We start from the raw sequence: 26,307 nt of genomic DNA, 5'->3' as shown, positions 1-26,307 counted from the left end.
GCGGCCCGTGCGGCCGGTCAGTCGCCCCGATCCGATGAGGGGATCAGCCCGCTCAGCGCCCGGCCGACCAGGTTCGACACCTTCGGCCTCGGCAGCGCGGCAAAGGGCATCGGGCGGCACACCTCCATCGCGGCCACGCCGACGCGCGCGGTCAGAGCCCCGTTCACCAGCCCTTCTCCGAACCGCCGCGACAGCTTGGACAGCACGCCGCCGCCCGCGACCGATCCGATCAGGTCGTCCGTCAGCGCCAGGGCGCCGGTTGCCGCCAGATGCGTGAACACGCGCCGCATCAGGCGCCAGCTGCCCAGCGTGCCCGCCCGCCCGCCATAGATCGCGGCCAGCCGCCGCACCATCCGCAGGTTGGCCCACAGCGCGACCGCCACATCGGCAAGCGCCAGCGGCACAAGCGCGGTGGCCAGGGCCACCTGGCGCGCCGCCCCCTCGATCTCGGCCCGGGCGGCAAGGTCAAGCGCCGCCATCAGTTCCGCCTCGGTCAGGGCGATCACCGCGTCGGCATCCAGCACCTCGTCCCGGCGGCTGCGCAGGCGGTCCAGAGCCCATCGCATGTCCTCGCGCCCCGCATAGAGCGCCTCGACCGCCGCCGCGGCACGTCGCGCCTCGGCCAGCGGCGCGGTTCGCGCGGCAACGATCCGCCTGTGAAGGTCGTCGATCCGCGCAAGGCGTGCATAGGCCATCGCCTCGCGCAGCGCGAAGACCAGCACAACCAGAACCGCCGCGCCGGTCAGCAGCATCGCCACCGAGCCCAGCAGGCTGTTGCGCGCCAGAAGCGCTGTCACGAAATCCCACAGCGCGACCGAGATCACGAAACTGCCAAAGGCGCCCAGCACCCAGATCGCCAGCCGCCCGAACCGGGATGGCCGCGCCGCTGCCACGGCGGCCGCCCCGCGCATGGCACCCGGCAGCGGCATGGGTCCCTCGACAGGCGGTGCGTCGGCGGGCGAAGGGCCGGGAGCGTCAAGCTCGATCAGCACGGGGCGCGGCGGCGATGGCGGGGCGGACATGGCAGGCTCCGGCGCGGCAGCGCCTCGGGGAGAGGTGCGCATTCCCCGCCCCGCGGTCAAGCCTTGGGCTGTCAGTCGGGCAGCTCGACGCCATCGCGCTGTCCGTGGCTGGTCGCGCGGTCATAGCTGACCTGACGTGCCCGGTGTTCGCGCAGCAGTTCGCGGCCGAGGCGGCGCAGGCGGTTGCGGTCGGGCGCGGGGTCCATCGCCTGCACGTCGTCGCGGAACTCGTTGGCGATGCGCCGCAGGATATCCTCATGCCCCCGCTCATGGCGTTCGAGTGCGGCATACATCCGGTCCCATTTCGCCTGAAGGTCGCGCGGCGCGTCGGCGCGGTTGGTCCAGTTCGGCATGGTCACCACCGGCCTGCAGGCCACCCGGACACGGCTGACCGTCGGCCGACCCTGCGGCGTCACGGTCAGCCTGCCGCTGAACTGCCCCCATTCGCCATGACGCGACAGCGCGCGACGCAACGCGGCGGCGGTGGTTCCGGCGACGTCGTATCGGGCGGGTGTCGGCGCGGCGATGTCGATGATCACATCCATCGACGCAGGCTAGCACCACCGGTGCGCGCCGCGCAATCGGCTCAGGCCAGCCGGTCGGACAGCAGGAAATCCGCCGCGCGGTCCAGCCGGATATGCGGCGGCCCCTCGCCCGGCTTCAGCGACAGCGCGGCCGGGGCAAAGGTCATCAGCCGCCAGTCGCCATCCAGCCAACGCTCGGCCCCCTCGCGGGCGGGCGACAGCAGGCGGCCCGGATCCTCGGGAAGGTGGCCGGGGAACAGCGCGGCCTGCCGACCGGTTCCCTCCAGGGTGCCGCGCACGCAGGGCAGGGCCACGCCGCCATGATCACGCATCTCCTCGGTGGTCGCACGCAGGCTGGCCAGCGAAAGCGCCATGGTCCGGGCGCCTGCAAAGGCCGCGCGGTCGCGCGCCTCGCGCAGCATGGCCTCGATGATCGCCGTCATGCGGGGGTGTTCGGTGTGGTGCAGATGGTCGGCCTTGGTCGCCGCGAACAGGATGCGCTCGACCCGCTTTGCCCCCAGCAGGCGCAGCAGCATGCCGGTGGTGCCGGGCCGGAAGGCCGACAGGATTTCCGCCATGGTGCGCCGCTGGTCCTCAAGCGCCCGTGGCCCCGCATGGATTGCTCCCAGAACGTCCATCAGCACCACCTGCCGGTCGATCCGCGCAAAGTGGTCGCGGAAGAAGGGGGCCACCACGCGGTCACGGTAGGCCACGAACCGGCGCGACATCTCGCGCCACAGGGAACCGCGCGGAGTAGACGAGGGCGGCGGCAGCGGCGCGAAGGTCAGCACCGGCGACCCCGCCAGATCCCCCGGCAGCAGGAACCGGCCCGGCGTGCAGTCAGACCAGCCGGCATCCCGCGCCGCCGACAGATGGTCCGTCCAGGCCGCCGCCAGCTGCCGCGCCGTTTCCTCGTCGAAGGGCAGGCTGCCGTCGGCCGCGCGGGCCTGTGCCAGGAATGCGGCCGCCTCGGCCCGGCCCTCGATCCTGGCAAGGGTGCGGTCGCACCAGGCCGCATAGTCGAGATCGAGCAGCGCCACGTCCAGCAGCCATTCGCCGGGATAGTCGATGATGTCGAGGTGCAGCGTCCGTGGCCCACGAAGCCCCCCGAACAAACCCTGCGGCCGCAGCCGCAGCGACAGGCGCAGTTCCGAGATCTGCCGCGTCGATGCGGGCCAGCGTGGCGCCGGACCGGTCAGCGCGGCCAGATGCGCCTCATACTCGAAGCGCGGCAGCGTGACATGCGGCTGCGGTTGCAGAAAGGCTGTCTCGATCTGGTCCGCAGCCGAGAACTGAACCATCCGGGCGCGGTCCATCAGGTTGGCGACCAGCGAGGTGATGAACACGGTCTTGCCCGCACGGGCGAGGCCCGTCACGCCAAGGCGGATGCGCGGCTCCTCGAACAGGGACTCCGAAAGCCCCTGCACGACGTCGCCCGCGCCGCGTACGATCCCGCCCACCAGTCCCGCCACGCGGCCACTCCTGCCTTGTCGATCCCCAGACAATAGGAACCCCCGTCTTCCGGCGAAAGGGGCGGTTGCGCGGGACGACACGGCAGGCTAGGGCGCGGATCATGCCGCGCTATGCCTTTCGCATCGAATATGACGGAACGCCCTTCCACGGCTGGCAGCGCCAGTCGGAAGGCCACGCCTCGGTGCAGGGCGCGGTCGAGGCGGCGCTTGCCCGGCTCGATCCGGCCGCGCCGGTGGTGCAGGGTGCCGGGCGGACCGACGCCGGGGTGCATGCGACCGGGCAGGTGGCCCATGCCGACCTGTCGCGCGACTGGGACGTCTTTCGCCTGCTGCAGGCGGTGAATGCCCATCTGCGGCCCCTGCCCGTGGCGGTGACCGCCTGCGCGCAGGTCGGGGCAGATTTCCACGCCCGGTTCTCGGCCCGGGAACGGCAGTACCTGTACCGCATCGTCAACCGCCGCGCCCCGCCGGTGCTGGACCGCGGCACGGCCTGGCACGTCGCGCCGCCGCTCGACGCCGGGGCGATGCGGGCCGGCGCGGCGCATCTGATCGGCAGGCACGACTTCACCACCTTCCGCGCCGCGCTGTGCCAGGCGCAAAGCCCGGTCAAGACGCTGGACGCGGCCGGGGTCGAGGCGCTGCCGCTGCCGGGCGGGCAGGAGATCCGCCTGACCTTCCGCGCGCGATCCTTCCTGCACAGCCAGGTGCGCTCGATGGTGGGCACGCTTGAACGGGTGGGGGCAGGGGCATGGGCGCCGCGCCGGATGGCCGATGCGATCGCCGCCCGCGACCGCGCGGCCTGCGGGCCGGTGGCGCCGCCGCAGGGCCTGTGCCTGACCCATGTGGCCTATGAAACCGATCCCTTTGCGACCTGACCGCCCGGCCTTTACGGCGCAGGGCCGCGCGCCTATAACGCCGCCGATGCGAACCGGGTGCGATAAACGAATTAGCCGCCCGGCGCCCTGACACGGGCGCCGGGGTTCCTGCCGTTCCCGTCCCGCTTTCCCGAAGGACCGCCCCCATGTGCGCCGATACCACGACCGCGCCCGATTACCGCGATACCGTCTTCCTGCCCGAAACCGAGTTTCCGATGCGCGCGGGCCTGCCGCAGCGCGAACCCGGCTGGCTGGACCGCTGGGCGCGGATCGGGGTCTATGACCGCCTGCGCGAGCGGGCGGCCGGTCGCGCGCCCTTTGTCCTGCACGACGGCCCCCCCTATGCCAACGGGCATCTGCACATCGGGCACGCGCTGAACAAGGTGCTGAAGGACATGGTGGTCCGGTCGCAGCAGATGATGGGCCGCGACAGCCGCTATGTGCCGGGCTGGGACTGCCACGGCCTGCCGATCGAATGGAAGATCGAGGAGCAGTATCGCGCCAAGGGCCTGAACAAGGACGACGTGGACACGGTCGCGTTCCGCCAGGAATGCCGCAAGTTCGCCGAAGGCTGGATCGACGTGCAGCGGGCGGAATTCAAGCGCCTGGGCGTGACCGGCGCCTGGGATCGCCCCTATCTGACAATGGACTACCACGCCGAGGCGGTGATCGCGGCCGAGTTCATGCAGTTCCTGATGAACGGGTCGCTCTATCAGGGGTCGAAGCCGGTGATGTGGTCGCCGGTGGAAAAGACCGCGCTGGCCGAGGCGGAGGTGGAGTATCACGAGCATACCAGCCATCAGGTCTGGGTGCCGTTCCGGGTGGCCAGCACGAGCTACCTTGGGATTGGGGGCACAAACCCTGAATCCCATGAGCAATTGCTGCGGCATCAGGCGTTGCGATCCGCCCGCGTCCTGATCTGGACCACCACCCCCTGGACCATCCCGCAGAACCGGGCGGTCGCGTTCAACCCGTCCATTTCCTATGGTCTCTATGAGGTCACGGGGCGCCCTGCGGAAAGCAACGCCACCATCGGCTCGACCTATCTGATGGCCGACAATCTGGCCGCGCAGGTGATGGCCGCGGCCAAGCTGGACGGCACGATGTATCGTCGGCTGCGGGATGTGACTGCCGATGAGTTGGGGGCCCTGACCCTTGCCCACCCCTTCCGCGGGATCGAGGGCGGCAACGGCGAATGGGACTATGACGTGCCCATGCTGCCCGGCGAGCATGTCACCGACGACGCGGGCACCGGGTTCGTGCATACCGCGCCCAGCCATGGCGATGACGACTACATCCTCGGCCAGAAGTTCGGCCTGCCGATGACCTACAACGTCGAGCCCGACGGCAGCTATCGGGCCGACGTGCCGATCTTCGGCGGGCAGCACATCATCACGCCCGAGGGCAAGGAAGGCCCCGCCAACGTCAGCGTCATCAGGGCGCTGCACGGGGCGGGGGCGCTTTTCGCCAAGGCCAAGCTGCGCCATTCCTACCCGCATTCCTGGCGGTCGAAGGCGCCGGTGATCTATCGCAACACGCCACAGTGGTTTGTCGCCATCGACCGCAAGCTGGATGACGGCATGGGTGCGCATGGCGACACGATCCGCAGCCGGGCCCTGGCCTCGATCAACGAGCTTGTCACATGGACCCCGCAGACGGGCCGCAACCGCCTGCATTCGATGATCGAGGCGCGGCCCGACTGGGTGCTGTCGCGCCAGCGGGCCTGGGGCGTGCCGCTGACCTGCTTTGTCAGGAAGGGCGCACGGCCGACCGATCCCGAGTTCCTGCTGCGCGACGAACGGGTGAATGCCCGGATCGTCGCGGCCTTCGAGGCCGAGGGCGCCGATGTCTGGTATGTGCAGGGATTCAAGGAACGCGTCCTTGATGGCCTTGTGGATAGCGCAGCCTATGAACAGGTCTTCGACATCCTAGACGTGTGGTTCGACTCCGGCTCGACCCATGCCTTCGTGCTGCGCGACCGGGCGGACGGCGCGGCGGACGGCATCGCCGACCTTTACCTTGAAGGCACCGACCAGCATCGCGGATGGTTCCATTCCAGCCTGTTGCAGGCCTGCGGCACCAAGGGGCGCGCGCCATACCGGGGCGTCCTGACCCACGGGTTCACGCTGGACGAGAAGGGCATGAAGATGTCCAAGTCGCTCGGCAACACCGTGGCGCCGCAGGCGGTGATCGACGAATACGGCGCCGACATCCTGCGCCTCTGGGTGGCACAGTCCGACTACACGCAGGATCTGCGGATCGGCAAGGAAATCCTGAAGGGCGTGGCCGACAGCTATCGCCGGTTGCGCAACACGCTGCGCTTCATGCTGGGCAACCTGAAGGATTTCGACGAGACCGAGCGTGTGGCGCCCGCCGAGATGCCGGAACTGGAACGCTGGGTCCTGCACCGGCTGGCCGAACTGGATGCCGAGGTGCGCAGCGGCTACGCGGCCTATGACTTCCAGGGCGTGTTCCAGCGGCTCTTTGCCTTTGCGACCACGGATCTGTCGTCGATCTACTTCGACATCCGCAAGGATGCCCTGTACTGCGATGCGCCGTCGTCGTTGCGCCGCCGGGCCTGCCGGACGATCCTGGACCTGCTGTTCCACCGCCTGACCGGCTGGCTCGCCCCGATCCTGGTGTTCACCGCCGAGGAGGTCTGGCTGTCGCGGTTCCCGTCGGATGACGACAGCATCCATCTGCGCGACTTCCCCGAGACGCCGGTGGACTGGCGCGACGATGCGCTTGCCGAACGCTGGCAGCGTATCCGCCAGGCCCGCCGCGTCGTCACGGCGGCGCTTGAGGTGCAGCGCACCGCCAAGGTCATCGGCGCCAGCCTTGAGGCCGCCCCCGTTGTGCATGTGCAGGATCAGGGCCTGCTTGCGGCGCTGAGGGCTGTGGATTTCGCCGAAATCTGCATCACCAGCGGGATGACGCTGACCGATGCCGCCGCCGCCGAAGATGCCTTCCACCTGGCCGAGGTGCCGGGTATTGCCGTGGTCTTTGCCCCGGCCGAGGGCCAGAAATGCGAGCGCTGCTGGCAGATCCTGCCCGACGTCGGTCACCACCGGCACCCCGCCACCTGTGCCCGCTGCGACGCGGCACTGGGCTAGACCGGTTGGTCCGGCCCCCGTTCCGGCCCTGCGGTGCCGGGAGGGGGGCCTGTGCGCCTAGCGCGGGCGCGGTGGCAGGATCTGCTGCGCGATGCCGGCAAGGGCCAGGTAGAGCGTTGTCAGGATCAGACCCCAGTGGGCCCATGACCCCTCGTCGAAATCGACCCAGGCCGCCCATCCGGCAAAGGCCACCCAGGCAAAGGCCACCGGCAGAGTGATCTCGCGCCAGCGGTCGGTGCGCACGGGATGCACGAACTTCAGGTTCAGGAACATCGCCACCGTCAGCGCGACCACGATGAACAGCGTCGTCCACTCGCCCGGTCGCAGTGCGAACAGCACCAGCACCACCATGTTCCAGCAGGCGGGAAAGCCGGCAAAGGAATTATCCTTTGTCTTCATACGGGTATCCGCGAAATAGATCACCGATCCATAGACGATGACTATGATCGCGATCCAGCCCGTCCACCCCGTCAGAAGCCCCGACTTGAACAGCGCGTAGGCCGGAATGAACACATAGGTCAGGTAGTCCACGATCAGGTCCATCAGCACGCCGTCATAGGTGGGCCAGTTTTCCTTGACGTCGTAGCGGCGAGCCAGCGGGCCGTCCACGCCATCGACCACAAGCGCCAGAACCAGCCACAGGAACATCAGGCTCCACCGTTCCTCGACAGCGGCCAGCATGGCCAGCATCGACAGGACCGCGCCTGTGGCGGTCAGGAGGTGAACGGACAAAGCCTTCATCTTCAACGACATGATGGGCCTTTCATGCGCGAGGGTGGGCGCGGGCGTAAACCTCCATCAGCCGCGCGGTGTCAACGGCCGTGTAGCCTTGCGTGGTGGACAGCGACGCATGGCCGAGCAGTTCCTGTATCGCGCGCAGGTCCCCGCCCGCAACCAGAAGATGGGTCGCGAAGGAATGGCGCAGGGCGTGTGGCGTGGCGGTCGCGGGCAGGCCCAGCCGCGCCCGGGTGCGCGCCATCGCGGCCTGCACGATCGCGGGGTTCAGGGCCCCGCCGCGCGCGCCCCGGAACAGCGGCCCGTCGCGCGTGATCTCGAACGGGCAGAGCCGCACATAGTCCTCGACCGCGGTCCGGGCCACCGGCAGAACCGGCACCAGCCGTTCCTTGCCGCCCTTGCCCGAAATGCGCAGCACCGTCGGCAGCGGCTGCGCCGCGCCGGTCAGCCCGAGCGCCTCGGAGATCCGCAGGCCGCAGCCGTAGAGCAGCGTCACCACCGCCCGGTCGCGCGCCGCGATCCAGGGTTCGCGCGCATCGTCGCCCACCGTGTCCAGCACCGCGCGCGCCGCGTCCTCCGACAGCGGGCGGGGCAGTTTGCGGCGATAGCGGGGGGCCCGGGCCGACAGGGTCGCCGTGGCGTCGACGCCCTCGCGGTCGGCCAGCCAGCCGGTAAAGCCCTTCACCGCCGACAGCACCCGCGCCATCGACCGGGCCGACAGGCCGCGCGCACGCTCATGGGCTGCAAAGGCCCGCAGGTCGGTCTGCGGCACCGCGGCAAGGGCCGACAACCCCTCGGTACCGCCCCGGTGTTCTGCCAGAAACGCAAGCCACCGCGTCACATCGCGCGCATAGGCCGCGACGGTGTTCGCTGCGGCGCCATCCATCGCGCGCAGGTGATCCAGCCAGACAGACAGGGCGTTCCGTGCAGCGGGCGAGATCGCCAGGGTCACGACAGCCAGCGCCGCATCGTGCGTTCGAACACGCCAGCAAAGAAGGCCAGCAGGTCGGTGCCCTGGGCCGGGCGGAACTGATGCGGGTCCTCGGCGCCCATGGCCAGCATCCCGGGCAGCCGCCCCGCACCGAAATCCAGCCGCATCAGCGCCTCTGACCGTATCCACGTCGCCTTGTCGCCGTAGATCGCATCCGAGCCGGGTATGACCTGCCGCAGCGTGACAGGGCGCAGCGACACGTTGCGCCCGCCCGCCATGTAGCTGGCCACAAAGCCCGGTTCCGCCACGATCAGCACATCGCCCAGCCGCCGCAGCACCGGGTCTGCCGCGCCCTGCGCCGTTTCCAGTACCAGCCGGATGCAGTCGACCCGCAGGGTCTGCGCCACCTCGCCGCCCAGACCCTTCAGGAAATCCTCGAAGCTCAGCGGGTCCAGCATCTGCAGCAGCGCCCGATGCACCTGGTTGGTCCCCGCAAGATTGTCATAGGCGGCGGCAATGACGTTGCGATGCGTGTCTTCCAGACGGTCGAGCCGCGCCTCCAGCCGTTCCATGGCGATGCCGCGCAGATCGACGATGTTCGATCCCATGGCCCGCTCATTCGCGCCGATCAGCGCGCTCATCACCTCGCGGTCGTCCAGAATGGTCTCGGGCGCCGCGATCAGGCGGTCCCGCAGGTCCTGTGAAATCATGCTGTTGCTGCCCGTTCTTCTGATTTGCCGGGCAGGTTACACCATGTCTAAAGGATTTTCTGCCCCGTTTTTGCCCAGTCGGCCAGGAATTGTTCGAGACCGCGGTCGGTCAGCGGGTGGCTGGCCAGGGCCTTGATGACGGCGGGGGGGGCGGTGATGACGTCGGCACCGATCAGCGCGCATTGCGTCACGTGGTTGGGCGTGCGGATCGAGGCCGCCAGGATCTGCGTCGAGAAGTCGTAATTGTCGTAGACCTCGCGGATGTCGCGGATCAGGTCCAGCCCGTCGAGGTTGATGTCGTCCAGCCGCCCGATGAAGGGGCTGATGAAGGTGGCCCCGGCCTTGGCGGCGATCAGGGCCTGGTTGACGCTGAAGCACAGCGTGACGTTCACCATGAAGCCTTCGCCGGTCAGGGTCTTGCAGGTCTTCAGCCCGTCCCAGGTCAGCGGCACCTTGACCGTGATGTTGGGCGCGATCGCGGCCAGCTTCCGGCCCTCGGCGATCATCTCGTCAGCCTTGGTCGCGACCACCTCGGCCGATACCGGGCCCGAGACGATGCCGCAGATTTCGCGGGTGACCTCGAGGATGTCGCGCCCGGACTTCAGGATCAGCGAGGGATTGGTCGTCACCCCATCGACCATGCCGAGGTCGTTCAGTTCCGAAATCGCCGCGACATCCGCGGTATCGACGAAGAATTTCATGGCTTGTCCTTCGGGGTTGTGAGGCCGACGCGGCGGGTTTACCCCAAAGGCCGGGCATGCGGAAGGCAGACATGGCGGATCGGGTGTTCGATGCGGGCGAGACGGTCGGCGTGCTGACCACCGAACCGCTGGGCCGCGTTCTGGACTATCGTGCGCCCGAGGGCGGTTGCGGCACCGGCGACCTTGTCGAGGTGCCGCTGGGCCCGCGCCGGGTGCTGGGCGTGGTCTGGAGGGCGGGCGAGGGGCAGTTCGATCCGACGAGGCTGCGCGCGGTCAACCGCGTGCTCGACGTGCCGCCGATGCGTGCCGAGATGCGGGAGTTCCTGTCCCGCGCGGGGGCCTACACCCTGACGCCGCTGCCGGCGATGCTGCGCCTTGCCACCCGCGCCCCGGGCCTGGCCGACCCGCCCGCCGTGCGGCGCGTCTATCGGCTGGCGGGGCCGGTTCCGAACAGCCTGACACCTGCCCGCCACCGGGTGATCGAGGCGCTGCGATCCTGGCAGGGGGGGGTGGTGACGCTGGCCGAACTGACGGCCGCCGCGGCCTGCGGTGCCAGCGTTGTCAAGGGGTTGGTGGCCATGGGCGTGGTCGCCGAGGAAGAGGCGCCAAAGGACATGCCCTATCCCCCGCTGGACCCGCACCGTCCGGCACGGCTGACGGGCGACCAGGTGGCGGCGGGCGACATGCTGGTGGCCGAGGTGGCGCGGGGCGGGTACTCCTGCACGCTGCTGAAGGGCGTGACGGGCTCGGGCAAGACCGAGGTCTATCTGGAGGCGGTGGCGGAATGCCTCAGGGCAGGGCGTCAGGCGCTTGTCCTCCTGCCCGAGATCGCGCTGACCGGCGAGTTCCTGACCCGGGTCGAGGCGCGGTTCGGGGCCCGGCCCGCCGAATGGCATTCGGGCGTCACAGCAACCGAGCGGCGGCGGCTGTGGCGCATGGCGGCAGAGGGCGAGGCGTCGCTGGTGACGGGTGCGCGGTCGGCGCTTTTCCTGCCATTCCAGAGGCTTGGGCTGATCGTGGTGGATGAGGAGCACGACACGTCCTACAAGCAGGAGGAGGGCGTGCTGTACAATGCCCGCGACATGGCGGTGCTGCGGGGGGCGATGGCGGGGTGCCCGGTGGTGCTGGCCTCGGCCACCCCCAGCCTTGAAACCTGGGCAAATGTCGAGGCGGGCAAGTATGGCCGGATCGACCTGTCGGCGCGGTTCGGCGCTGCGGTGATGCCGGGGATGCAAGCCATTGACATGCGGGCGGAAAGGCTGCCCGCCGATCGCTGGATCAGCGACACGCTGGCGGCCCGGGTCGCGGCGGTGGTGGCGCGGGGGGAACAGGCGATGCTGTTCCTGAACCGGCGGGGATACGCGCCGGTCACGTTGTGCCGGGCCTGCGGGGCGCAGGTGGGGTGCGACGCCTGCGACGCGCGGATGGTCGAACACCGGTTTCTCAAGCGATTGGTGTGCCACCAGTGCGGCGCCACAAAACCTGTGCCTCATGCCTGCCCTTCCTGCGGCGCCGAGGGGCGGATGGCGGCGGTCGGGCCGGGAGTGGAGCGGTTGGCGGAGGAGGTGGCGGCGCGGTTTCCGGGGGCGCGGGTGGCGGTGCTGTCGAGCGATCTGTTCGGCACGGTGCGGGACCTGAAGGCGCAGATCGAGACCATCGCGGCGGGCGGTGCCGACATCGTGATCGGCACGCAGATCGTTGCAAAAGGCCATAACTTTCCGCTACTTACCCTTGTCGGTGTGATTGATGCCGACCTGGGTTTGCAGGGGTCCGACCTGCGGGCGGCCGAGCGGACGTTCCAGTTGATGCGGCAGGTGGCGGGTCGCGCGGGGCGGGCCGAGAGGCCGGGCGAGGCGCTGCTGCAGACCCACCAGCCCGAGCATCCGGTGATCCGGGCGATCCTGGGTGGCGATGAAGAGGCGTTCTGGCGGGCCGAGGCGGCCGAGCGGCGGGCGGTGGGGGCGCCGCCCTACGGGCGCATGGCAGGGATCATCCTGTCTGGTCCGGATGTTGCGCAGGTCTTTGATATTGCGTCGGAACTTGCGCGGCGGGACGAGCCGCTGCGGGCGGTGGGCGCGCAGGTCTTCGGGCCTGCGCCTGCGCCGGTGGCGCGAATCCGGGGGCGGCACCGGGTGCGGTTGCTGGTCAAGGCCGACAAGGCGGCCCCGTTGCAGGGGGCACTGGCGGACTGGGCGGCGCAGGTGCGGTTGCCGGGCTCGGTGCGCCTGGCGATCGACATCGACCCGCAAAGCTTCATGTAGGCCGAATCGGCCGCGGGGAGCCGGGTTAACCCGGAGACTCAACGGGATGCGGGCGTATGGCCCCCGTCCCGCCCGCGTCGGTTCCGCGTATGGCATCCGTCCCGACAGGCCGCGCGCGATGGTGCGGCTTAACGCAACGCGCGGTCCCTGCCGCGACAGCCGCGCGGCCGGGTCGCGCGGCGTGCTGGCGGGGCCGGGGCGACGGCAGTGCCGATCCTGCGCGGGGGAGGAGGTCCGCTGATGGCGGATCAGCGGGCCGCCGCCTTGCGCGCCAGCCGTTTCAGGCGGCGCTTTTCGGCGATCCGGGCCTTTTCGGCATCCGCGATGGGCAGAAGCTCGGCCGAGGGGACGGGGCGCAGATCGCCCGGCGGCTTGACGAAGAACCAGGACCGGTAGCGGTTGTAGGCCGCGTCGGAGACCAGGTCGGTGACCATCAGGTCGGCCCCCACCTGAGAGGCGAGGTCGTTGACCGCCCAGACCACCAGCGGCCAGGACTGGGCGTCGTAGTCGTCGCCCGCCATGACGCCGCCGGGCTTCAGCCGGGAATACCAGTCGCACAGGGTGCGGCCGCCCTCTTCGCCGGTATGGGCGTAGCCGTCGCAGTAGACGAAATCGAAATGCGCCTCGGGGAACAGGGGCAGCGCCTGATCGAAGGTCATGCGCAGCAGCGTGTAATCGGCCATCAGCCCGACGGTGGTCAGGGCGTTGCGGTATTCGGCGACGCCGTGGCCGTCGGCATAGGCATCGACGCCGAAGAAGCGGCGGAACCGGCCCGATGCCACCATGCGCGCCGAGAACGAGCCTGCGGCAACCCCGAGTTCGATCCCGAGACAGCCCGAGCCGGGCAACGGATCGGCGACGTTCCAGCGTTGCGTGCCCGGCAGGACGCGCGCCTGAACGGCGGGCATCCGGGAAAGGGCGTGGCGGTGCAACGCGGGGGGATGCATGGCGGCTCCTGTCGGCGGCCAAGCCTAGCCTTGCCGTTCCGGCGATGCAAACAGGACGGCGGCGCCCCCACAGCCCGCCGCCCTGCCGCCGCCCGCCTGCCCACGGGGGGGGCGGGCGATGCGATCAGACGAAATCGAAGTTCGGGACGTAGTCGAACTTGAAGTCGTTGCCGGTGTCGAAGCCGCCGAAGTAGCCTGCCAGCAGCAGCGTGCCCGCGACACCCTGGGCGCCGATGACGGTGCCCTGCGCCGTCTGGCTGATGATCAGGTCGGCTTCCGACAGGCCGAGCGCCGCGTGGAAATGGACCTGGTCGCCCTCGACACGGCTGAAGTCGAGCACGCGGTCGCCCGCGCCGAAGACGAACACGTCGCCGCCGATGCCGCCCGTCATCTGGTCCTTGCCCTCGCCGCCGTCCAGCACGTCGCCGCCGTCGCCGCCGAACAGCCGGTCATTCCCGGCGCCCCCCCAGAGCAGATCGTTGCCCCGGTCGCCATAGAGCCAGTCGGCCCCGGCCCCGCCGTCGATGATGTCATTGCCCCGGCCGCCGTCGACGGTATCGTTGCCGCGAAGCGCGGTGATCGCATCGTTGCCGTTCAGCCCGTTCATCGTGTCGGCAGCGGCGGTGCCGGTCAGCACGTCGTTGCCGTTGGTGCCGGTCAGTTGCGGGGCGGGCGGGGTGACGGTGCCGCCCGGCGGGACATAGCCGCCGAGGTTCGACAGGATGGGGGAGGTGCCCGCGATCAGCGCGCCGTCGATCACCACGATCTTTTCCAGCTGCAGGCCGGCATAGGCGCCGCCGACGCCGGGCTGCGGGCTTTCCGAGATGTAGAAGAAGTCGCCGCCGTTCTTGGACTGGTCGGGGTCGACGTCCAGCGGATTGGCGACCGAGGCGCCGAAGTTCGTCACCTGGCCGGTCGCGGTGGTGACGGTCAGCCCGGTCACCGATCCGGCACCGGCGACAAGCTGGCCGGTCACCGGGTCGAAGGCCCCGGGGATGAAGGTGATCTTGACCGTGTCGGTGGCGGCGAACCAGACGCGTCCGATCTCGATCGTCGTCAGGGTGCCGTTGCCGTCGAATTGCAGGGCTTCGCCGATCTGGTTGCCCTTGAGGGTCAGGGTGGTCATCGCAAACTCCTGTCGGGACGCGGGGTGAGCAGGGGCCGGAGCATCCCGTTCGGTCCGGCAGGATGTAAACGGCCGCCCCGCGCTTTCATTCCGCCGACAGCGCGAGATCCGCGCAGGGGCGGCAGGTTGCCGCCCGGCGCCCCGGCGCGCACCGCGCCGGAACCGGCTGGCCCTGCCGCGAGGACGGCGCTAAGCAGCGGACATGACGCTGCGAACCCTTTCCCTGGCCGAGGCGAACCGGCTGCCGTTCCACCGCAGGCCGGTGTTCCTGCTGTGCCTGGTGGCGGCGGCGATGCCGCTGGCCTTCAACACCTGGTCGGCGCTGCTGAACAACTTCGTCATCGAGGTGGGCGGGTTCACCGGGGTCGAGATCGGCTGGCTGCACACGGTGCGGGAAATTCCCGGGTTCCTGGCGGTGGGGGTGATCGCCATCCTTCTGGTGATGCGGGAACAGGTGCTGGGCCTTGTGTCGCTGGCGCTGCTGGGGGTGGCGACGGCGCTGACGGCCTGGTTCCCCGGTTTCGGCGGGATGCTGTTCATCACGCTGATGTCGTCGATCGGGTTCCACTATTTCGAGACGGTGAACCAGTCGCTGCAACTGCAGTGGATCGACAAGGCCCGGGCGCCCCAGGTGATCGGCTGGCTGGTCGCGGTCGGATCGGCGGCGTCGCTGCTGGCCTATGGCGCCATCGTGATGACGTGGCGGGCGCTCGGGCTGGACTACAACATCGTCTACATGGTGTCGGGCGGGCTGTGCGCGCTGATCGCGGTCTATGCGATGCTGGCCTTCCCGCAGTTCGAGGCGCCGCACCCGCAGGCGCGCCGCATGATCCTGCGGCGGCGCTACTGGCTCTACTATGCGTTGCAGTTCATGGCCGGGGCGCGGCGGCAGATCTTCGTGGTGTTCGCGGCCTTCATGATGGTCGAGCGGTTCGGCTTCGGGGTCGAGGCGATCACCGCGCTGTTCCTCGTCAATTTCGTGGCCGGGATGCTGTTTGCCCCGGTCGCCGGCCGGATGATCGCGCGGTTCGGCGAGGCGCGGGTGATGCGGGTGGAATATGCCGGGCTGATGGTGCTGTTCCTGGCCTATGGCGGGCTCTATGCCTTCGGCTGGGGGGCGCTGCTGGCCGGGGTGCTGTATGTGATCGACCACATGCTGTTCTCGATGTCCTTCACGCTGAAGACCTATTTCCAGAAGATCGCCGATCCGGGGGATATCGCGCCGACGGCCGCCGTGGCCTTTACCATCAACCACATCGCGGCCGTATTCCTGCCCGCCGCACTGGGGTATCTGTGGATCGTGGCGCCGGGGGGCGTGTTCCTGCTGGCGGCGGGGATGGCCAGCGTGTCGCTGACGCTGGCGCTGCTGGTGCCGCGCGATCCGGTGCCGGGACGCGAGACGCGGCTGCGGTTCTGGCGCGGCGTCATGCCGCTGGCGGCGGAGTAGACCGGTGCATGACGTGGCGGTGCTCGGGGCGGGGCCGGCAGGTGCGGCGGCCGCGGTGACGGCGGCGCGGGCGGGGTTGCGCGTGGCGCTGATCGACCGGGCGCGGTTCCCGCGGGACAAGCTGTGCGGCGGCGGCCTGACCGGGCGGGCGCAGGCGGTCATGGCGCGGGTGTTCGGTCAGGCGCCCGACCCCGAGACGACGCTCGCGGCGCGGCATGTGCGGATCGTGGCGGGGGATGCGGTGCTGGGCGACTGGCCGGATGCGCCGCCCATCCTGATGGTGATGCGGCGCGATTTCGATGCCGGGCTGGTGGCGGCGGCGCTGCGGGCGGGGGCGGAGGATTTCACCGGGGCACGGGTGCTGCGCGTCGATGCCGCCGCCCCGGCGGTCGAGATGGAGGACGGGCGGCGGATTGCGGCGCGGGTGATCGTGGGGGCCGATGGCGCGGCGGGGGTGGCGGCGCGGGCGCTGCACGGCCGCCCCTTCGACCCTGCCACCGTGGGCTTTGCCCTGGAGGTCGAGGCGCCCGCCGTGCCCGGCGCCGCTGTCGAGATCGACCTGGGCGCGGCCGCATGGGGCTATGGCTGGGCTTTCCCCAAGCGGGGCAGCCTGACCGTGGGCCTGGGGGGCGTGCAGGCGCGGAACGACGACCTGAAGGCGCGGCTGGCCCGCTATGCGGCACGCCACGGTGCTGCGGGGCTACGCTGCAAGGGCGCGTTCATTCCTTCGGGCCGGGTGGTCGCGGGGCGCGGCGCGGTGATGCTGGCCGGGGACGCGGCGGGTTGCGTCGATCCGATCACCGGCGAGGGGATCGCCTGGGCGATGGAGACGGGGCATCTGGCGGGGCTGGCGGCGGTGCAGGCCCTGGCGTCGGGCGACCCGGCGTCGGCCGCCGCCCGGCACTGGCGTGCGATGGGCCATGCGCGGGGCGAACTGATGCGGGCGCGGCTGCTGTCGCAGGTGCTGCACCGTCCGCCGTTCCAGGCGCGCTGCCACCGCCTGCTGGCGGCGCAGCCCCGGTTGCAGGCGCGGTTCCTGTCGTTGCTGGCCGGGCAGATGGATTATGCCGACCTGGGTTTCCGCAGCGTCTGGCGGCTGGTGCGCGGGCTGGCGGCGCCGCGGGCGGGTTGACGGCGCGGGGCGCCGGGCCTATCGCCCGGACAGCCGCCAAGGAGCCTGCCGCATGTCCACCTTTTCCGCCCTGACCACCCTGCCCGGGCAGGAGGCCGCCGAGGCGCTGGCCGCCGCGATGGAACGCATGACGCCGGAGCCCGCGGGCGTGGGCGTTTTCGAGATCGAGGACGGGTCGGGCCGGTGGGAGGTGGGCGCCTATTTCACCGAGGCGCCGAACGAGGTGGTTCTGATGCTGCTGGCCGCAGCCTTTGGCGCGGCGGATTTCGCGGTGTCGGACCTGCCCGAGATCGACTGGGTGGCCAAGGTGCGGCGCGAACTGCATCCGGTCGAGGCGGGCCGGTTCTTTGTCTATGGCCCGCATGACGCGCATCGCGTGCCTGCCGACCGCGTGGCGTTGCAGATCGAGGCGACGGTGGCCTTCGGCACCGGGCACCACGGCACGACGCAAGGCTGCCTGCGCGCCTTCGACCGGCTGGCCGCGGCCGGTTTCGCGCCCGGGCGGGTGGCCGACATCGGCTGCGGCACGGCGGTTCTGGCGATGGCGGCGGCAATGGTGGTGCCGGACGCCCTGGTGATCGCGTCGGATATCGACGCCGTGGCGGTCGATGTTGCGCTGGCCAATGTGGCGATCAACGGGCTGGCCGGCCGGGTGGAATGCCTGGAGGCCGCAGGTTTCGGCCACCCCCGCCTTGCCGAGGCGGCACCCTATGACCTGATCTTCGCCAACATCCTGAAGGGCCCCCTGATCGAGCTTGCGCCCGAGGTGACGGCGCATCTGGCGCCGGGGGGCGTGGCGATTCTCTCGGGCCTGCTTTGCGTGCAGGCCGAGTCGGTGACGGCGGCCTATGTGGCGGCCGGATGCCGCCTTTCGGCGCGCGAGGATCTGGGCGAATGGTCCACGCTGGTGCTGCGCCGCGACTGACGGGGCGGCGTGACACGCAAGGGTTGCGGCGGGGCCGGAATTCCGTCGGGCTTTCGCCTTAATTGGCGAAAATGCCATAATGTTGCCCGATTGCGGGCGCAGAACCGCACCGGGTCGGGGGGCTCTGTGTTGGGATGCAAGCCATGACGGACCCGAATCTTCAGGACTTCTATGCCCGGATCGCCCGGGTGCAGGCCGCCCATGCGCGCGGCCACGGCTTTGAGGCCGAGGGGCTGCTGGGCCGGTCGCACTATACCCGCCCGCGCCGCCGCCGCATTCCGATCGTGAAGCCGCTGACCGTGGCGGTGCTGTGCCTGATCGGGCTCAAGGCGACGATCCACTACCATGTCGGCGACGGTGTCTATCGCGCCCGCGTTGCCGCCCTGTCGGCCGGCGACTCGGTCGATCAGGTGGGCGCCTTTGTCATGGCGCCCGATCCGGCGATGCTGTGGGTCTCGTCCAGGTTGCAGGCCTGGGCGCCGCGCTGACGGCCGGCAGGCCAGACACCGGCACAGGAAAAGGAAAAGGCCGCGCCCCGGTGGGTGCGGCCTTTCCTTCGTTCGGACCGGGGGCAGGGAGGGAGAAACCCCCGGGAACGACCTGCGCCAGCGGCGCGCGTCAGATGTGGTCGATGTCGGCCCGGCAGAGCCCGATATCGTCAAGCTCGCGGTCCGTCAGTTTCGCCAGCGCATTGCGCGTGACGCGGGCTTCGTTCCAGGTGGCCAGCGTGGCAAGCGCCATGCTGATGACAGATACGAAGCGGTAGGTCGTGATCGCGCCGAACGGCGCCGGGCGGGTGGTCTCGGTGGCGGCCATGGCGGTTTCCTTTCACAAATGGCTCAATCGTTCAGCATTGCTGTTCGATGACTGCCAAATAGGATTGCTGCGTGCGCAAAGCAATCCACCGCCGCAGCATGGCCGGGATGCAGCCATTGCATGACTGATCGTCATCAATTCGCCATGTTTTCAGTGCTGTCCCGGCAGGTGTCGCAATTCGCACCGCAAGCGTCGCGCACCGGCTGCACACGCTGCATTGCAGCATGACTGGCCGCCGGTGGCAACCCTTTCGCAGGGCTGTGGCGTGCAGGCACTGGCCGATGTTCGCTTTTCGTGCTAGGGCTGCGGCAAAAGGGCAGGGGGCAGGATTGCGCGTGATCGGCATCGACCCGGGGTTGCGCAACCTCGGCTGGGGCGTGATCGACGTCACCGGGACGCGGATTGCGCATGTCGCGAACGGCGTCTGCCATTCCGACGGGGCCGAGGGTGAGCTTGCCTGGCGGCTGTGCAGCCTGCACGCGCAACTGACGGATGTCTTCGCCCGCCATGCGCCGGATGCGGCGGCGGTGGAACATACCTTCGTCAACAAGGACGCGGTGGCGACGCTGAAGCTGGGGCAGGCACGGGGCATCGCGCTTCTGGTTCCGGCGCAGGCGGGGATCGCGGTGGGCGAATACGCGCCGAACGCGGTGAAGAAGACGGTTGTCGGCGTCGGCCATGCGGCGAAGGTTCAGGTCGATCACATGGTGCGGCTGCATCTGCCGGGCGTGGTGATCGCGGGGCCGGATGCGGCCGATGCGCTGGCCGTCGCGATCTGCCATGCGCATCACCTGCAATCGGCGGGGCGCCTGGCCGCCGCGGTGAAGCGGGCGGCGGGATGATCGGGCGCATTTCCGGACGGATCGAGTTTCGCGGCGCGGATCACGTGGTGATCGACGCGCGGGGCGTGGGCTATGTGGTGCATGTGTCCGACCGGACGCTGGCGGCCCTGCCCGGCGTGGGCGAGGCCGCCGCGCTGTGGACCGAACTTCTGGTGCGCGAGGATGCGCTGACGCTGGTCGGCTTTCCCACGCTGATCGAGAAGGAATGGCATCGCCTGCTGATGACGGTGCAGGGCGTGGGGTCGAAGGCGGCGATGGCGATCCTCGGTGCGCTCGGGCCGGAGGGCGTGGGGCGGGCGATCGCGCTTGGCGATGCCCGCGCGATCCAGGCGGCACCCGGTGTGGGGCCCAAGATCGCCAGCCGCGTGGTGCTGGAACTCAAGGCCAAGGCGCCGGGGATCATGGCGATGGGCGCCGATCCGGCGGTCAGCCGGGGGACCGTGGCCGCCGAGGTCGCGGCCGAGGTGATCGAACCCGCCGCCGCGCCGCGCCGCGCCGCCAGGCCCCCTGCCGCATCGCCATCGGCCGCCAGCCACGCGGCGGATGCGCTGTCGGCGCTGTCGAACCTGGGTTACGGGATGTCCGAGGCGGCGGCGGCCGTCGCGCAGGCCGGGGCCGACGCGCCCGAGGCCGATACGCCCGCGCTGATCCGGCGGGCGCTGAAGCTGCTGGCGCCGCGCGGCTGATCCACGCCGGGGCCGGCCCGGCGCGGATGCGCGTGAGGTCAGGCCGTCAGACCGGCGGGTTCGGCCAGGCCATGGGCGCGGCAGGCGGCGGTCAGGGTGTTCGCCAGAAGGCAGGCGATGGTCATCGGGCCGACACCGCCGGGCACCGGGGTGATCGCGCCCGCCACCTGTGCGGCGCTGTCGAAATGCACGTCGCCCACCAGCCGGGTGCGCCCGTCACGCTCGATCCGGTTGATGCCCACGTCGATCACGGTGGCGCCGGGTTTCACCCAGTCGCCCAGGATCATCTCGGGCCGTCCCACGGCGGCAACCAGGATGTCGGCGCGGCGGCAGGTCTCTGGCAGGTCGGCGGTGCGGGAATGGGCGACCGTCACGGTGCAGCTGTCGGCCAGCAGCAGTTGCGCCATCGGCTTGCCCACGATGTTCGACCGGCCCACCACCACCGCGTTCATCCCCGCCAGCGACCCGTGCAGGTCGCGCAGCAGCATCAGGCAGCCCAGGGGCGTGCAGGGCACCATCGCCTTCTGTCCAGTGGCAAGGCGGCCGACGTTCAGGATGTGGAAGCCGTCCACGTCCTTTTCCGGCGCGATGGCGTTGATCGCCAGATCGGGGTTCATGTGGCGCGGCAGCGGCAGCTGCACGAGGATTCCATGCACCGCCGGATCGGCGTTCAGCCGCGCGATCAATGCCAGCAGGTCGGCCTCGCGGGTCTCGGCCGGAAGGCGATGCTCGAACGAGGCCATCCCCGCCTCGACCGTCTGGGCGTGCTTGTTGCGGACATAGACCTGTGACGCGGGGTCCTCGCCCACCAGAACCACGGCAAGGCCGGGGGTGACGCCCTGTTCCGCCAGACGGGCGACATGGATCGCCACCTGGCCACGGATGCGGGCGGCAAAGGCCTTGCCGTCGATGATGGTCGCCGCCATCAGAACAGGCCCTCGACGTCGCCGTCGGCGTTCAGCCGGATCACCTCGGCGCTCGGAACCTTGGGCAGGCCCGGCATCGTCATGATCTCGCCGCAGATCGCCACCACGAACCCGGCCCCCGCCGACAGCCGCACCTCGCGCACCGGTATGGTGTGGCCCGTGGGGGCGCCGCGAACCGCCGGGTCGGTGGTGAAGCTGTACTGGGTCTTGGCCATGCAGACCGGCAGGTGGCCATAGCCGGCCGCCTCCCATGCCTTGAGCTGGTCGCGCACCGACTTGTCGGCGGTCACGCCGGCCGCGCGGTAGATCTTGCCGGCGATGGCCTCGATCTTGGCCATCAGGCCCATGTCATCGAGATAGATCGGCGCGAACTGCGACGGACCCTCGGCCAGCGACACGACCTTGCGCGCGAGGTCCTCGATGCCTTCCGACCCCTTGGCCCAGTGCTTGCACAGGATCGCCTCGGCGCCCAGACCGGCGACATAATCCTTGACCGCCTGAACCTCGGCATCGGTGTCGCTGTAGAAGTGGTTGATCGCCACGACCACCGGCACGCCGAAGCCCTTCACGTTTTCGATGTGGCGGCCGAGGTTGGGGCAGCCTGCCTGCACGGCGGCCACGTTCTCGGCCCCCAGATCGGCCTTGGCCACGCCGCCGTTCATCTTCATCGCGCGCACGGTGGCGACGATCACGGCCGCCGCGGGCTTCAGCCCCGCCTTGCGGCACTTGATGTCAAAGAACTTCTCGGCACCAAGGTCGGCGCCGAACCCGGCTTCGGTCACCACATAGTCGCCCAGCTTCAGCGCCGTGGTCGTGGCGATGACCGAGTTGCAGCCGTGCGCGATGTTGGCGAAGGGGCCGCCGTGCACGAAGGCGGGGTTGTTCTCCAGCGTCTGCACCAGGTTCGGCTGCATCGCGTCCTTCAGGAGGACGGTCATCGCCCCGTCGGCCTTCAGGTCGCGCGCATAGACCGGCTTTTTCTCGCGCGTGTAGGCCACGATGATGTCGCCCAGGCGCTTTTCGAGGTCTTTCAGGTCCTTGGACAGGCAGAGGATCGCCATCACCTCGGAGGCCACGGTGATGTCAAAGCCGGTCTGGCGGGGGAAGCCGTTCGACACGCCGCCCAAGCTGACCACGATGTCACGCAGGGCGCGGTCATTCATGTCCATCACCCGGCGCCACACGATGCGGCGTTCGTCGATGTCGAGCGCGTTGCCCCAGTAGATGTGGTTGTCGATCATCGCCGACAGCAGGTTGTGCGCCGCGGTGATGGCGTGGAAGTCGCCGGTGAAGTGAAGGTTCATCTCTTCCATCGGCACGACCTGCGCCATGCCGCCGCCCGCCGCGCCGCCCTTCATGCCGAAGTTCGGGCCAAGGCTGGCCTCGCGGATGCAGATGATCGCCTTCTTGCCGATGCGGTTCAGCCCGTCGCCCAGGCCCACGGTGGTGGTGGTCTTGCCCTCGCCCGCGGGGGTCGGGTTGATCGCGGTCACCAGGATCAGCTTGCCGTCCGGCCGGTCCTTGAGGTCGGCGATGAACGCCTGCCCGACCTTGGCCTTGTCATGGCCATAGGGCAGCAGGTGCTCTGCCGGGATGCCCAGCTTTGCGCCGATCTCCAGGATCGGTTTCTTCCTGGCGGCGCGGGCGATCTCGATATCGGTCAGCATGGGGTCCCCCGGAATGGTCGGTTTGCGACGTGATACCCGGGAACTGCCGTCAGGCGAGGGGGGATTGCGACATGGCGCGCGCGAATTTCGCCCTGTCGCGGCTTGGGCCGACCCGCAGGGGCCGGGGGGCCCGGCGCGTTTCCGAAGGCTGCGGGGCGTCAGCTCCGCGCCGCCGCCAGATGGGCCCAGGCCGGCTGGTCCGGGATGTGCAGCGTCACGGTTTCGCCAAGGGTCAGCGTGCCCTCGCGCTCGACCCAGGCGGTGACGCCCCGGCGCCCGGTGGCGGCCGCCTTGAACCCCGCGCCATGGCCGGGGTGCCGCGTCTCGATCGGGCGGGCGGGCAGCTGGCAGGGGCGGTTTTCCATGTCCACCACGATGGTTGCGCCGTTGGCGCCCTGCAGGCGGCTGGATGGCGGCAGGTGCGTCAGGTCGGGAATGCCCGATATGACCAGCGTTGCCCCGGTCAGCGCGGGGTCGAGCGCGGGCAGCCCCATGGCCGCAGCAATTTCTGCGATCTCCTCGGCGGACAGCACGGACAGTTGCCGGGTGTTCCGGATTTCGGTGTCGCGCGGATATTGCGACAGCACGCGGGAACACGACGGCCGCGTCAGCCCGCCATGCGCCTCGCCCTGCGGCCCGGCGAAGGTCAGCACGAGGCTGTCGCGCGGTGAGGACGGCAGGGCCGCATCGCGATCGGGCACGATACCCAGCCAGGCGACGGTTCCGGTGAAGGCGGTGCGTTTCAATGCGGACATGTCAGACCCTGAGCGTGAGGAAGGTGCGGCGGAACGGGAACAGTGCCGATCCGTCGGTGCGCAGCGGATAGGCATCGGCGAGGGCGATGTCATAGGCGGCGATGAAGGCCGCGGCCTCGTCGGGTGCAAGGCGGTCGAGGAAGGGCCGCATTGCGGTCGAACCGGTGAAGGCGCGCACCGGATGGCCCTCGGCGGCGGTCGGCAGGTGCTGGACATAGTCGGTTTCCCAGGCGGCAACCTGCCCCAGTGGCGCCAGCATCGTCCAGTAATCCGCGGCAGGCGCGACCGGCGGCACCCGGTTGCCCTGGCCGAACCGGTCGGGAAACATCCGCGCCGCGATCCGGCGCAGCAGGTCATGCGACGGCCGGTCGTCCTGGCGCGGCATCTGCACCGCCAGCCAGCCGCCCGGTGCCAGCGTGCCCGCCAGACGGGGAAGCAGCGCAGCGTGATCCGGCAGCCATTGCAGCGTGGCGTTCGAAAAGATCAGCGCGGGCGGGCTTGCGGGTTCCCAGCCGGCGATGTCGGCTTCGATCAGGTCGTCATAGGCGCGGGTGTCGCGCGCCGTCGCCAGCATGGCCGGCGAGGCATCCACGCCCGCCAGCCGTCGCCCGGCGGCACGCGCGCGCAGCGCGGGGCCCGCCGCCCCGGACCCGCAGCCGAGATCGACGATGTCGCCGCCCGGCAGGGCACCGACCTGCGCGAGCAGATCCATCGCAGGCCGCAAACGATGCCCCCGGAACCTGTCGTAGGCCCCGGGGTTCCAGTCGGTCCCGCCGATTGCCATGTCAGGACGAGGGTTCGGGTTCCATGCCGCCGGGAGAGGATTTCGGCTTGGTCTTGGGAATCGCGATCACGCTTGTCAGGCCGGACGAGGGCGGCGCGGGCGGCGGATCGTCGCCGTCCAGCTTCTCGCCCGCGATGACCTTGCGGATCTCGTCGCCCGTCAGGGTTTCGTATTCCAGCAAGCCCTTGGCCAGGCGCTCGAAATCCTCGGACTTCTCCATCAGGATGCGCCGCGCGGTCTCATAGCCCTCGTCGATCAGGGCCTTCACCTCGGCCTCGATCGCCTTCTTGGTCTCGGCCGAGACCGAGAAGCCTGCGGTGTTGCCCTGATACCCCTCATGCGCCTCGGCATAGTCGATGTTGCCGATCACGTCCGACATGCCCCACCGCATCACCATGGCGCGCGCCAGCGACGACGCCTGCATGATGTCGCCCGCCGGGCCGCTGGACACGCCTTCCTCGCCGTACTTGATGATCTCGGCCGCCTTGCCCGCCATGGTCATGGCGATCTTCTGCTTGCCCTCATCCTTGTGCATGTTCAGCCGGTCCATCTCGGGCAGGCTGACGACCATGCCGAGCGCGCCGCCGCGCGGGATGATGGTGGCCTTGTAGACCGGGTCGCACTTGGGCAGGTTCATCCCGACGATGGCGTGGCCTGCCTCGTGATAGGCGGTCTTTTCCTTCTGGTCGGCGGTCAGCACCATGCTGCGGCGCTCGGCCCCCATCATGACCTTGTCCTTGGCCATCTCGAAATCGTCCATCGTCACGAACCGGCGGCCGACGCGGGCGGCCATCAGCGCGGCCTCGTTCACGAGGTTGGCCAGATCGGCGCCCGAGAACCCGGGGGTGCCGCGCGCGATCAGGCGCAGGTCGACATCGGGGCCCACCGGCACCTTGCGGGCGTGCACGGTCAGGATCTTCTCGCGGCCCTTGATGTCGGGGTTCGGCACGTGGATCTGGCGGTCGAAACGGCCGGGGCGCAGCAGGGCGGGGTCCAGCACGTCCTTGCGGTTGGTGGCGGCCACGATGATCACGCCCTCGTTCGCCTCGAACCCGTCCATTTCGACCAGCAGCTGGTTCAGCGTCTGCTCACGCTCGTCATTGCCGCCGCCGATGCCCACGCCCCGGGCGCGGCCCACGGCGTCGATCTCGTCGATGAAGACGATGCAGGGGGCGTTCTTCTTGGCCTGCTCGAACATGTCGCGCACGCGGCTGGCGCCCACGCCCACGAACATCTCGACGAAATCGGACCCCGAGATGGTGAAGAACGGCACCCCCGCCTCGCCCGCGATGGCGCGCGCGAGCAGCGTCTTGCCGGTGCCCGGCGGGCCGACCAGCAGCGCGCCTTTCGGGATCTTGCCGCCGAGACGGCTGAACTTCTGCGGGTTGCGCAGGAACTCGACGATCTCCTCAAGCTCTTCCTTGGCCTCGTCGATGCCCGCCACGTCGTCGAACGTCACCCGGCCATGCTTTTCCGTCAGCAGCTTGGCGCGCGACTTGCCAAAGCCCATCGCGCCGCCGCGCCCGCCGCCCTGCATCCGGTTCATGAAGAAGATCCAGATGCCGATCAGCACGAGGAACGGAAGCCACAGCGAGATCAGGCTGAAGATCCCCGACTGTTCCTGCGGTTCCACCCGGACATCGACGCCCTTGCCGATCAGGTTCGAGGCCACTTCCTCGCCCTGTGGCCGGATGGTGACGTATTGCTGCCCGTCCTTGCCGCGCACGATCACCTTTTCGCCGTCGATGGTGACCGAGGACACGTTGCCGTCGTTCACCCGCTGCACGAAGTCCGAATAGGAGATGGACCGCGCGTTCATCGTGCTCTGACCGCCAGAGAACAGGTTGAACAGTGCAAGGATCAGGACGAAGAGGACGACCCAGAAGGCGATGTTTCGTGCGTTACCCACG

The 26,307-nt window shown here is 69.7% G+C and carries 24 protein-coding genes; 9 read left to right on the top strand and 15 right to left on the bottom strand.

Annotated elements, in window-relative coordinates:
- Window positions 1-17 precede the first annotated feature (17 nt).
- The 3 genes from KF887_18380 to KF887_18370 form a co-directional block, all read right to left on the bottom strand.
- A complete protein-coding gene (locus tag KF887_18380) occupies window positions 18-1,022 on the bottom strand; it encodes a TIGR01620 family protein (GenBank protein ID QYK41308.1) in 1,005 nt (334 codons plus the stop codon).
- Between the two features lie 71 nt (window positions 1,023-1,093).
- Window positions 1,094-1,567 carry a DUF922 domain-containing protein gene (locus tag KF887_18375; protein ID QYK41307.1) on the bottom strand — a complete coding sequence of 158 codons (474 nt, stop codon included), beginning with the start codon at window positions 1,565-1,567 and terminating at the stop codon, window positions 1,094-1,096.
- 41 nt (window positions 1,568-1,608) lie between these two features.
- Window positions 1,609-3,009 (bottom strand): YcjX family protein, encoded by a 1,401-nt coding sequence (locus tag KF887_18370; protein ID QYK43650.1) that lies wholly within the window; start codon window positions 3,007-3,009, stop codon window positions 1,609-1,611.
- A gap of 110 nt (window positions 3,010-3,119) precedes the next feature.
- Between KF887_18370 and truA the strand changes: the two genes are divergently transcribed.
- Window positions 3,120-3,893, top strand: a complete 774-nt coding sequence (gene truA / locus KF887_18365; protein QYK41306.1) for a tRNA pseudouridine(38-40) synthase TruA — start codon at window positions 3,120-3,122, stop codon at window positions 3,891-3,893.
- 146 nt (window positions 3,894-4,039) lie between these two features.
- Window positions 4,040-7,006: an isoleucine--tRNA ligase gene (ileS, locus tag KF887_18360; GenBank protein ID QYK41305.1), complete on the top strand. Its 2,967-nt coding sequence runs from the start codon at window positions 4,040-4,042 to the stop codon at window positions 7,004-7,006.
- 57 nt (window positions 7,007-7,063) lie between these two features.
- On the opposite strand, the gene KF887_18355 is transcribed toward ileS, so the two are convergent.
- Genes KF887_18355 through fsa form a run of 4 tightly spaced genes read right to left on the bottom strand, consistent with a single transcriptional unit; the run spans window position 7,064 to window position 10,083 of the window.
- Complete coding sequence (locus KF887_18355; GenBank protein ID QYK41304.1) at window positions 7,064-7,759, bottom strand: CDP-alcohol phosphatidyltransferase family protein; 696 nt, start codon at window positions 7,757-7,759, stop codon at window positions 7,064-7,066.
- 10 nt (window positions 7,760-7,769) lie between these two features.
- Window positions 7,770-8,693 (bottom strand): tyrosine recombinase XerC, encoded by a 924-nt coding sequence (locus KF887_18350; protein QYK41303.1) that lies wholly within the window; start codon window positions 8,691-8,693, stop codon window positions 7,770-7,772.
- Complete coding sequence (locus KF887_18345; GenBank protein ID QYK41302.1) at window positions 8,690-9,382, bottom strand: DUF484 family protein; 693 nt, start codon at window positions 9,380-9,382, stop codon at window positions 8,690-8,692. The genes KF887_18350 and KF887_18345 overlap by 4 nt, the downstream gene beginning before the upstream one ends.
- A 47-nt stretch (window positions 9,383-9,429) precedes the next feature.
- A complete protein-coding gene (gene fsa, locus KF887_18340; GenBank protein ID QYK41301.1) occupies window positions 9,430-10,083 on the bottom strand; it encodes a fructose-6-phosphate aldolase in 654 nt (217 codons plus the stop codon).
- A 71-nt stretch (window positions 10,084-10,154) separates the two neighbouring features.
- Between fsa and KF887_18335 the strand changes: the two genes are divergently transcribed.
- Complete coding sequence (locus KF887_18335) at window positions 10,155-12,344, top strand: primosomal protein N' (protein QYK41300.1); 2,190 nt, start codon at window positions 10,155-10,157, stop codon at window positions 12,342-12,344.
- Between the two features lie 248 nt (window positions 12,345-12,592).
- On the opposite strand, the gene KF887_18330 is transcribed toward KF887_18335, so the two are convergent.
- Window positions 12,593-13,291, bottom strand: coding sequence for a class I SAM-dependent methyltransferase (locus KF887_18330; GenBank protein ID QYK41299.1), 699 nt, complete (start codon window positions 13,289-13,291; stop codon window positions 12,593-12,595).
- 124 nt (window positions 13,292-13,415) lie between these two features.
- Window positions 13,416-14,417: a hypothetical protein gene (locus KF887_18325; protein QYK41298.1), complete on the bottom strand. Its 1,002-nt coding sequence runs from the start codon at window positions 14,415-14,417 to the stop codon at window positions 13,416-13,418.
- Between the two features lie 202 nt (window positions 14,418-14,619).
- Here KF887_18325 and KF887_18320 point away from each other — a divergent pair, with 202 nt between their 5' ends.
- The 4 genes from KF887_18320 to KF887_18305 all read left to right on the top strand — a co-directional run bounded on the left by KF887_18320 (window position 14,620) and on the right by KF887_18305 (window position 18,409).
- A complete protein-coding gene (locus KF887_18320; protein QYK41297.1) occupies window positions 14,620-15,864 on the top strand; it encodes an MFS transporter in 1,245 nt (414 codons plus the stop codon).
- Window positions 15,797-16,996 carry a geranylgeranyl reductase family protein gene (locus KF887_18315; protein QYK43649.1) on the top strand — a complete coding sequence of 400 codons (1,200 nt, stop codon included), beginning with the start codon at window positions 15,797-15,799 and terminating at the stop codon, window positions 16,994-16,996. Before KF887_18320 ends, KF887_18315 begins: the two co-directional genes overlap by 68 nt.
- Window positions 16,997-17,048: 52 nt before the next feature.
- The gene (locus KF887_18310; protein ID QYK41296.1) at window positions 17,049-17,921 is read left to right on the top strand and encodes a 50S ribosomal protein L11 methyltransferase; all 873 of its coding nucleotides are present in this window, start codon (window positions 17,049-17,051) and stop codon (window positions 17,919-17,921) included.
- Between the two features lie 143 nt (window positions 17,922-18,064).
- Entirely contained in the window at window positions 18,065-18,409 is a 345-nt protein-coding gene (locus KF887_18305; GenBank protein ID QYK41295.1) for a hypothetical protein, read from the top strand.
- Between the two features lie 130 nt (window positions 18,410-18,539).
- On the opposite strand, the gene KF887_18300 is transcribed toward KF887_18305, so the two are convergent.
- The gene (locus KF887_18300; protein ID QYK41294.1) at window positions 18,540-18,737 is read right to left on the bottom strand and encodes a DUF1127 domain-containing protein; all 198 of its coding nucleotides are present in this window, start codon (window positions 18,735-18,737) and stop codon (window positions 18,540-18,542) included.
- Between the two features lie 329 nt (window positions 18,738-19,066).
- Here KF887_18300 and ruvC point away from each other — a divergent pair, with 329 nt between their 5' ends.
- The gene (gene ruvC, locus KF887_18295) at window positions 19,067-19,579 is read left to right on the top strand and encodes a crossover junction endodeoxyribonuclease RuvC (protein ID QYK41293.1); all 513 of its coding nucleotides are present in this window, start codon (window positions 19,067-19,069) and stop codon (window positions 19,577-19,579) included.
- Entirely contained in the window at window positions 19,576-20,265 is a 690-nt protein-coding gene (gene ruvA, locus KF887_18290; protein QYK41292.1) for a Holliday junction branch migration protein RuvA, read from the top strand. The genes ruvC and ruvA overlap by 4 nt, the downstream gene beginning before the upstream one ends.
- 38 nt (window positions 20,266-20,303) lie before the next feature.
- Here the strand turns inward: ruvA and folD are convergent, their stop codons facing one another.
- The 5 genes from folD to ftsH all read right to left on the bottom strand — a co-directional run bounded on the left by folD (window position 20,304) and on the right by ftsH (window position 26,306).
- Window positions 20,304-21,191, bottom strand: coding sequence for a bifunctional methylenetetrahydrofolate dehydrogenase/methenyltetrahydrofolate cyclohydrolase FolD (folD, locus tag KF887_18285; protein QYK41291.1), 888 nt, complete (start codon window positions 21,189-21,191; stop codon window positions 20,304-20,306).
- Entirely contained in the window at window positions 21,191-22,858 is a 1,668-nt protein-coding gene (locus tag KF887_18280) for a formate--tetrahydrofolate ligase (GenBank protein QYK41290.1), read from the bottom strand. The genes folD and KF887_18280 overlap by 1 nt, the downstream gene beginning before the upstream one ends.
- A 158-nt stretch (window positions 22,859-23,016) precedes the next feature.
- Window positions 23,017-23,613: an MOSC domain-containing protein gene (locus KF887_18275; protein QYK41289.1), complete on the bottom strand. Its 597-nt coding sequence runs from the start codon at window positions 23,611-23,613 to the stop codon at window positions 23,017-23,019.
- 1 nt (window position 23,614) lies between these two features.
- Window positions 23,615-24,397 (bottom strand): methyltransferase domain-containing protein, encoded by a 783-nt coding sequence (locus tag KF887_18270; protein ID QYK41288.1) that lies wholly within the window; start codon window positions 24,395-24,397, stop codon window positions 23,615-23,617.
- Between the two features lies 1 nt (window position 24,398).
- Entirely contained in the window at window positions 24,399-26,306 is a 1,908-nt protein-coding gene (gene ftsH / locus KF887_18265; GenBank protein QYK41287.1) for an ATP-dependent zinc metalloprotease FtsH, read from the bottom strand.
- Window position 26,307: the final 1 nt, after the last annotated feature.

This window comes from Paracoccaceae bacterium, from assembly GCA_019454225.1.
In the GTDB taxonomy this organism is placed as follows: Bacteria; Pseudomonadota; Alphaproteobacteria; order Rhodobacterales; family Rhodobacteraceae.
Note: the sequence above shows the minus strand (reverse complement) of the source record. Positions and strands in the feature narration are given on the sequence as shown.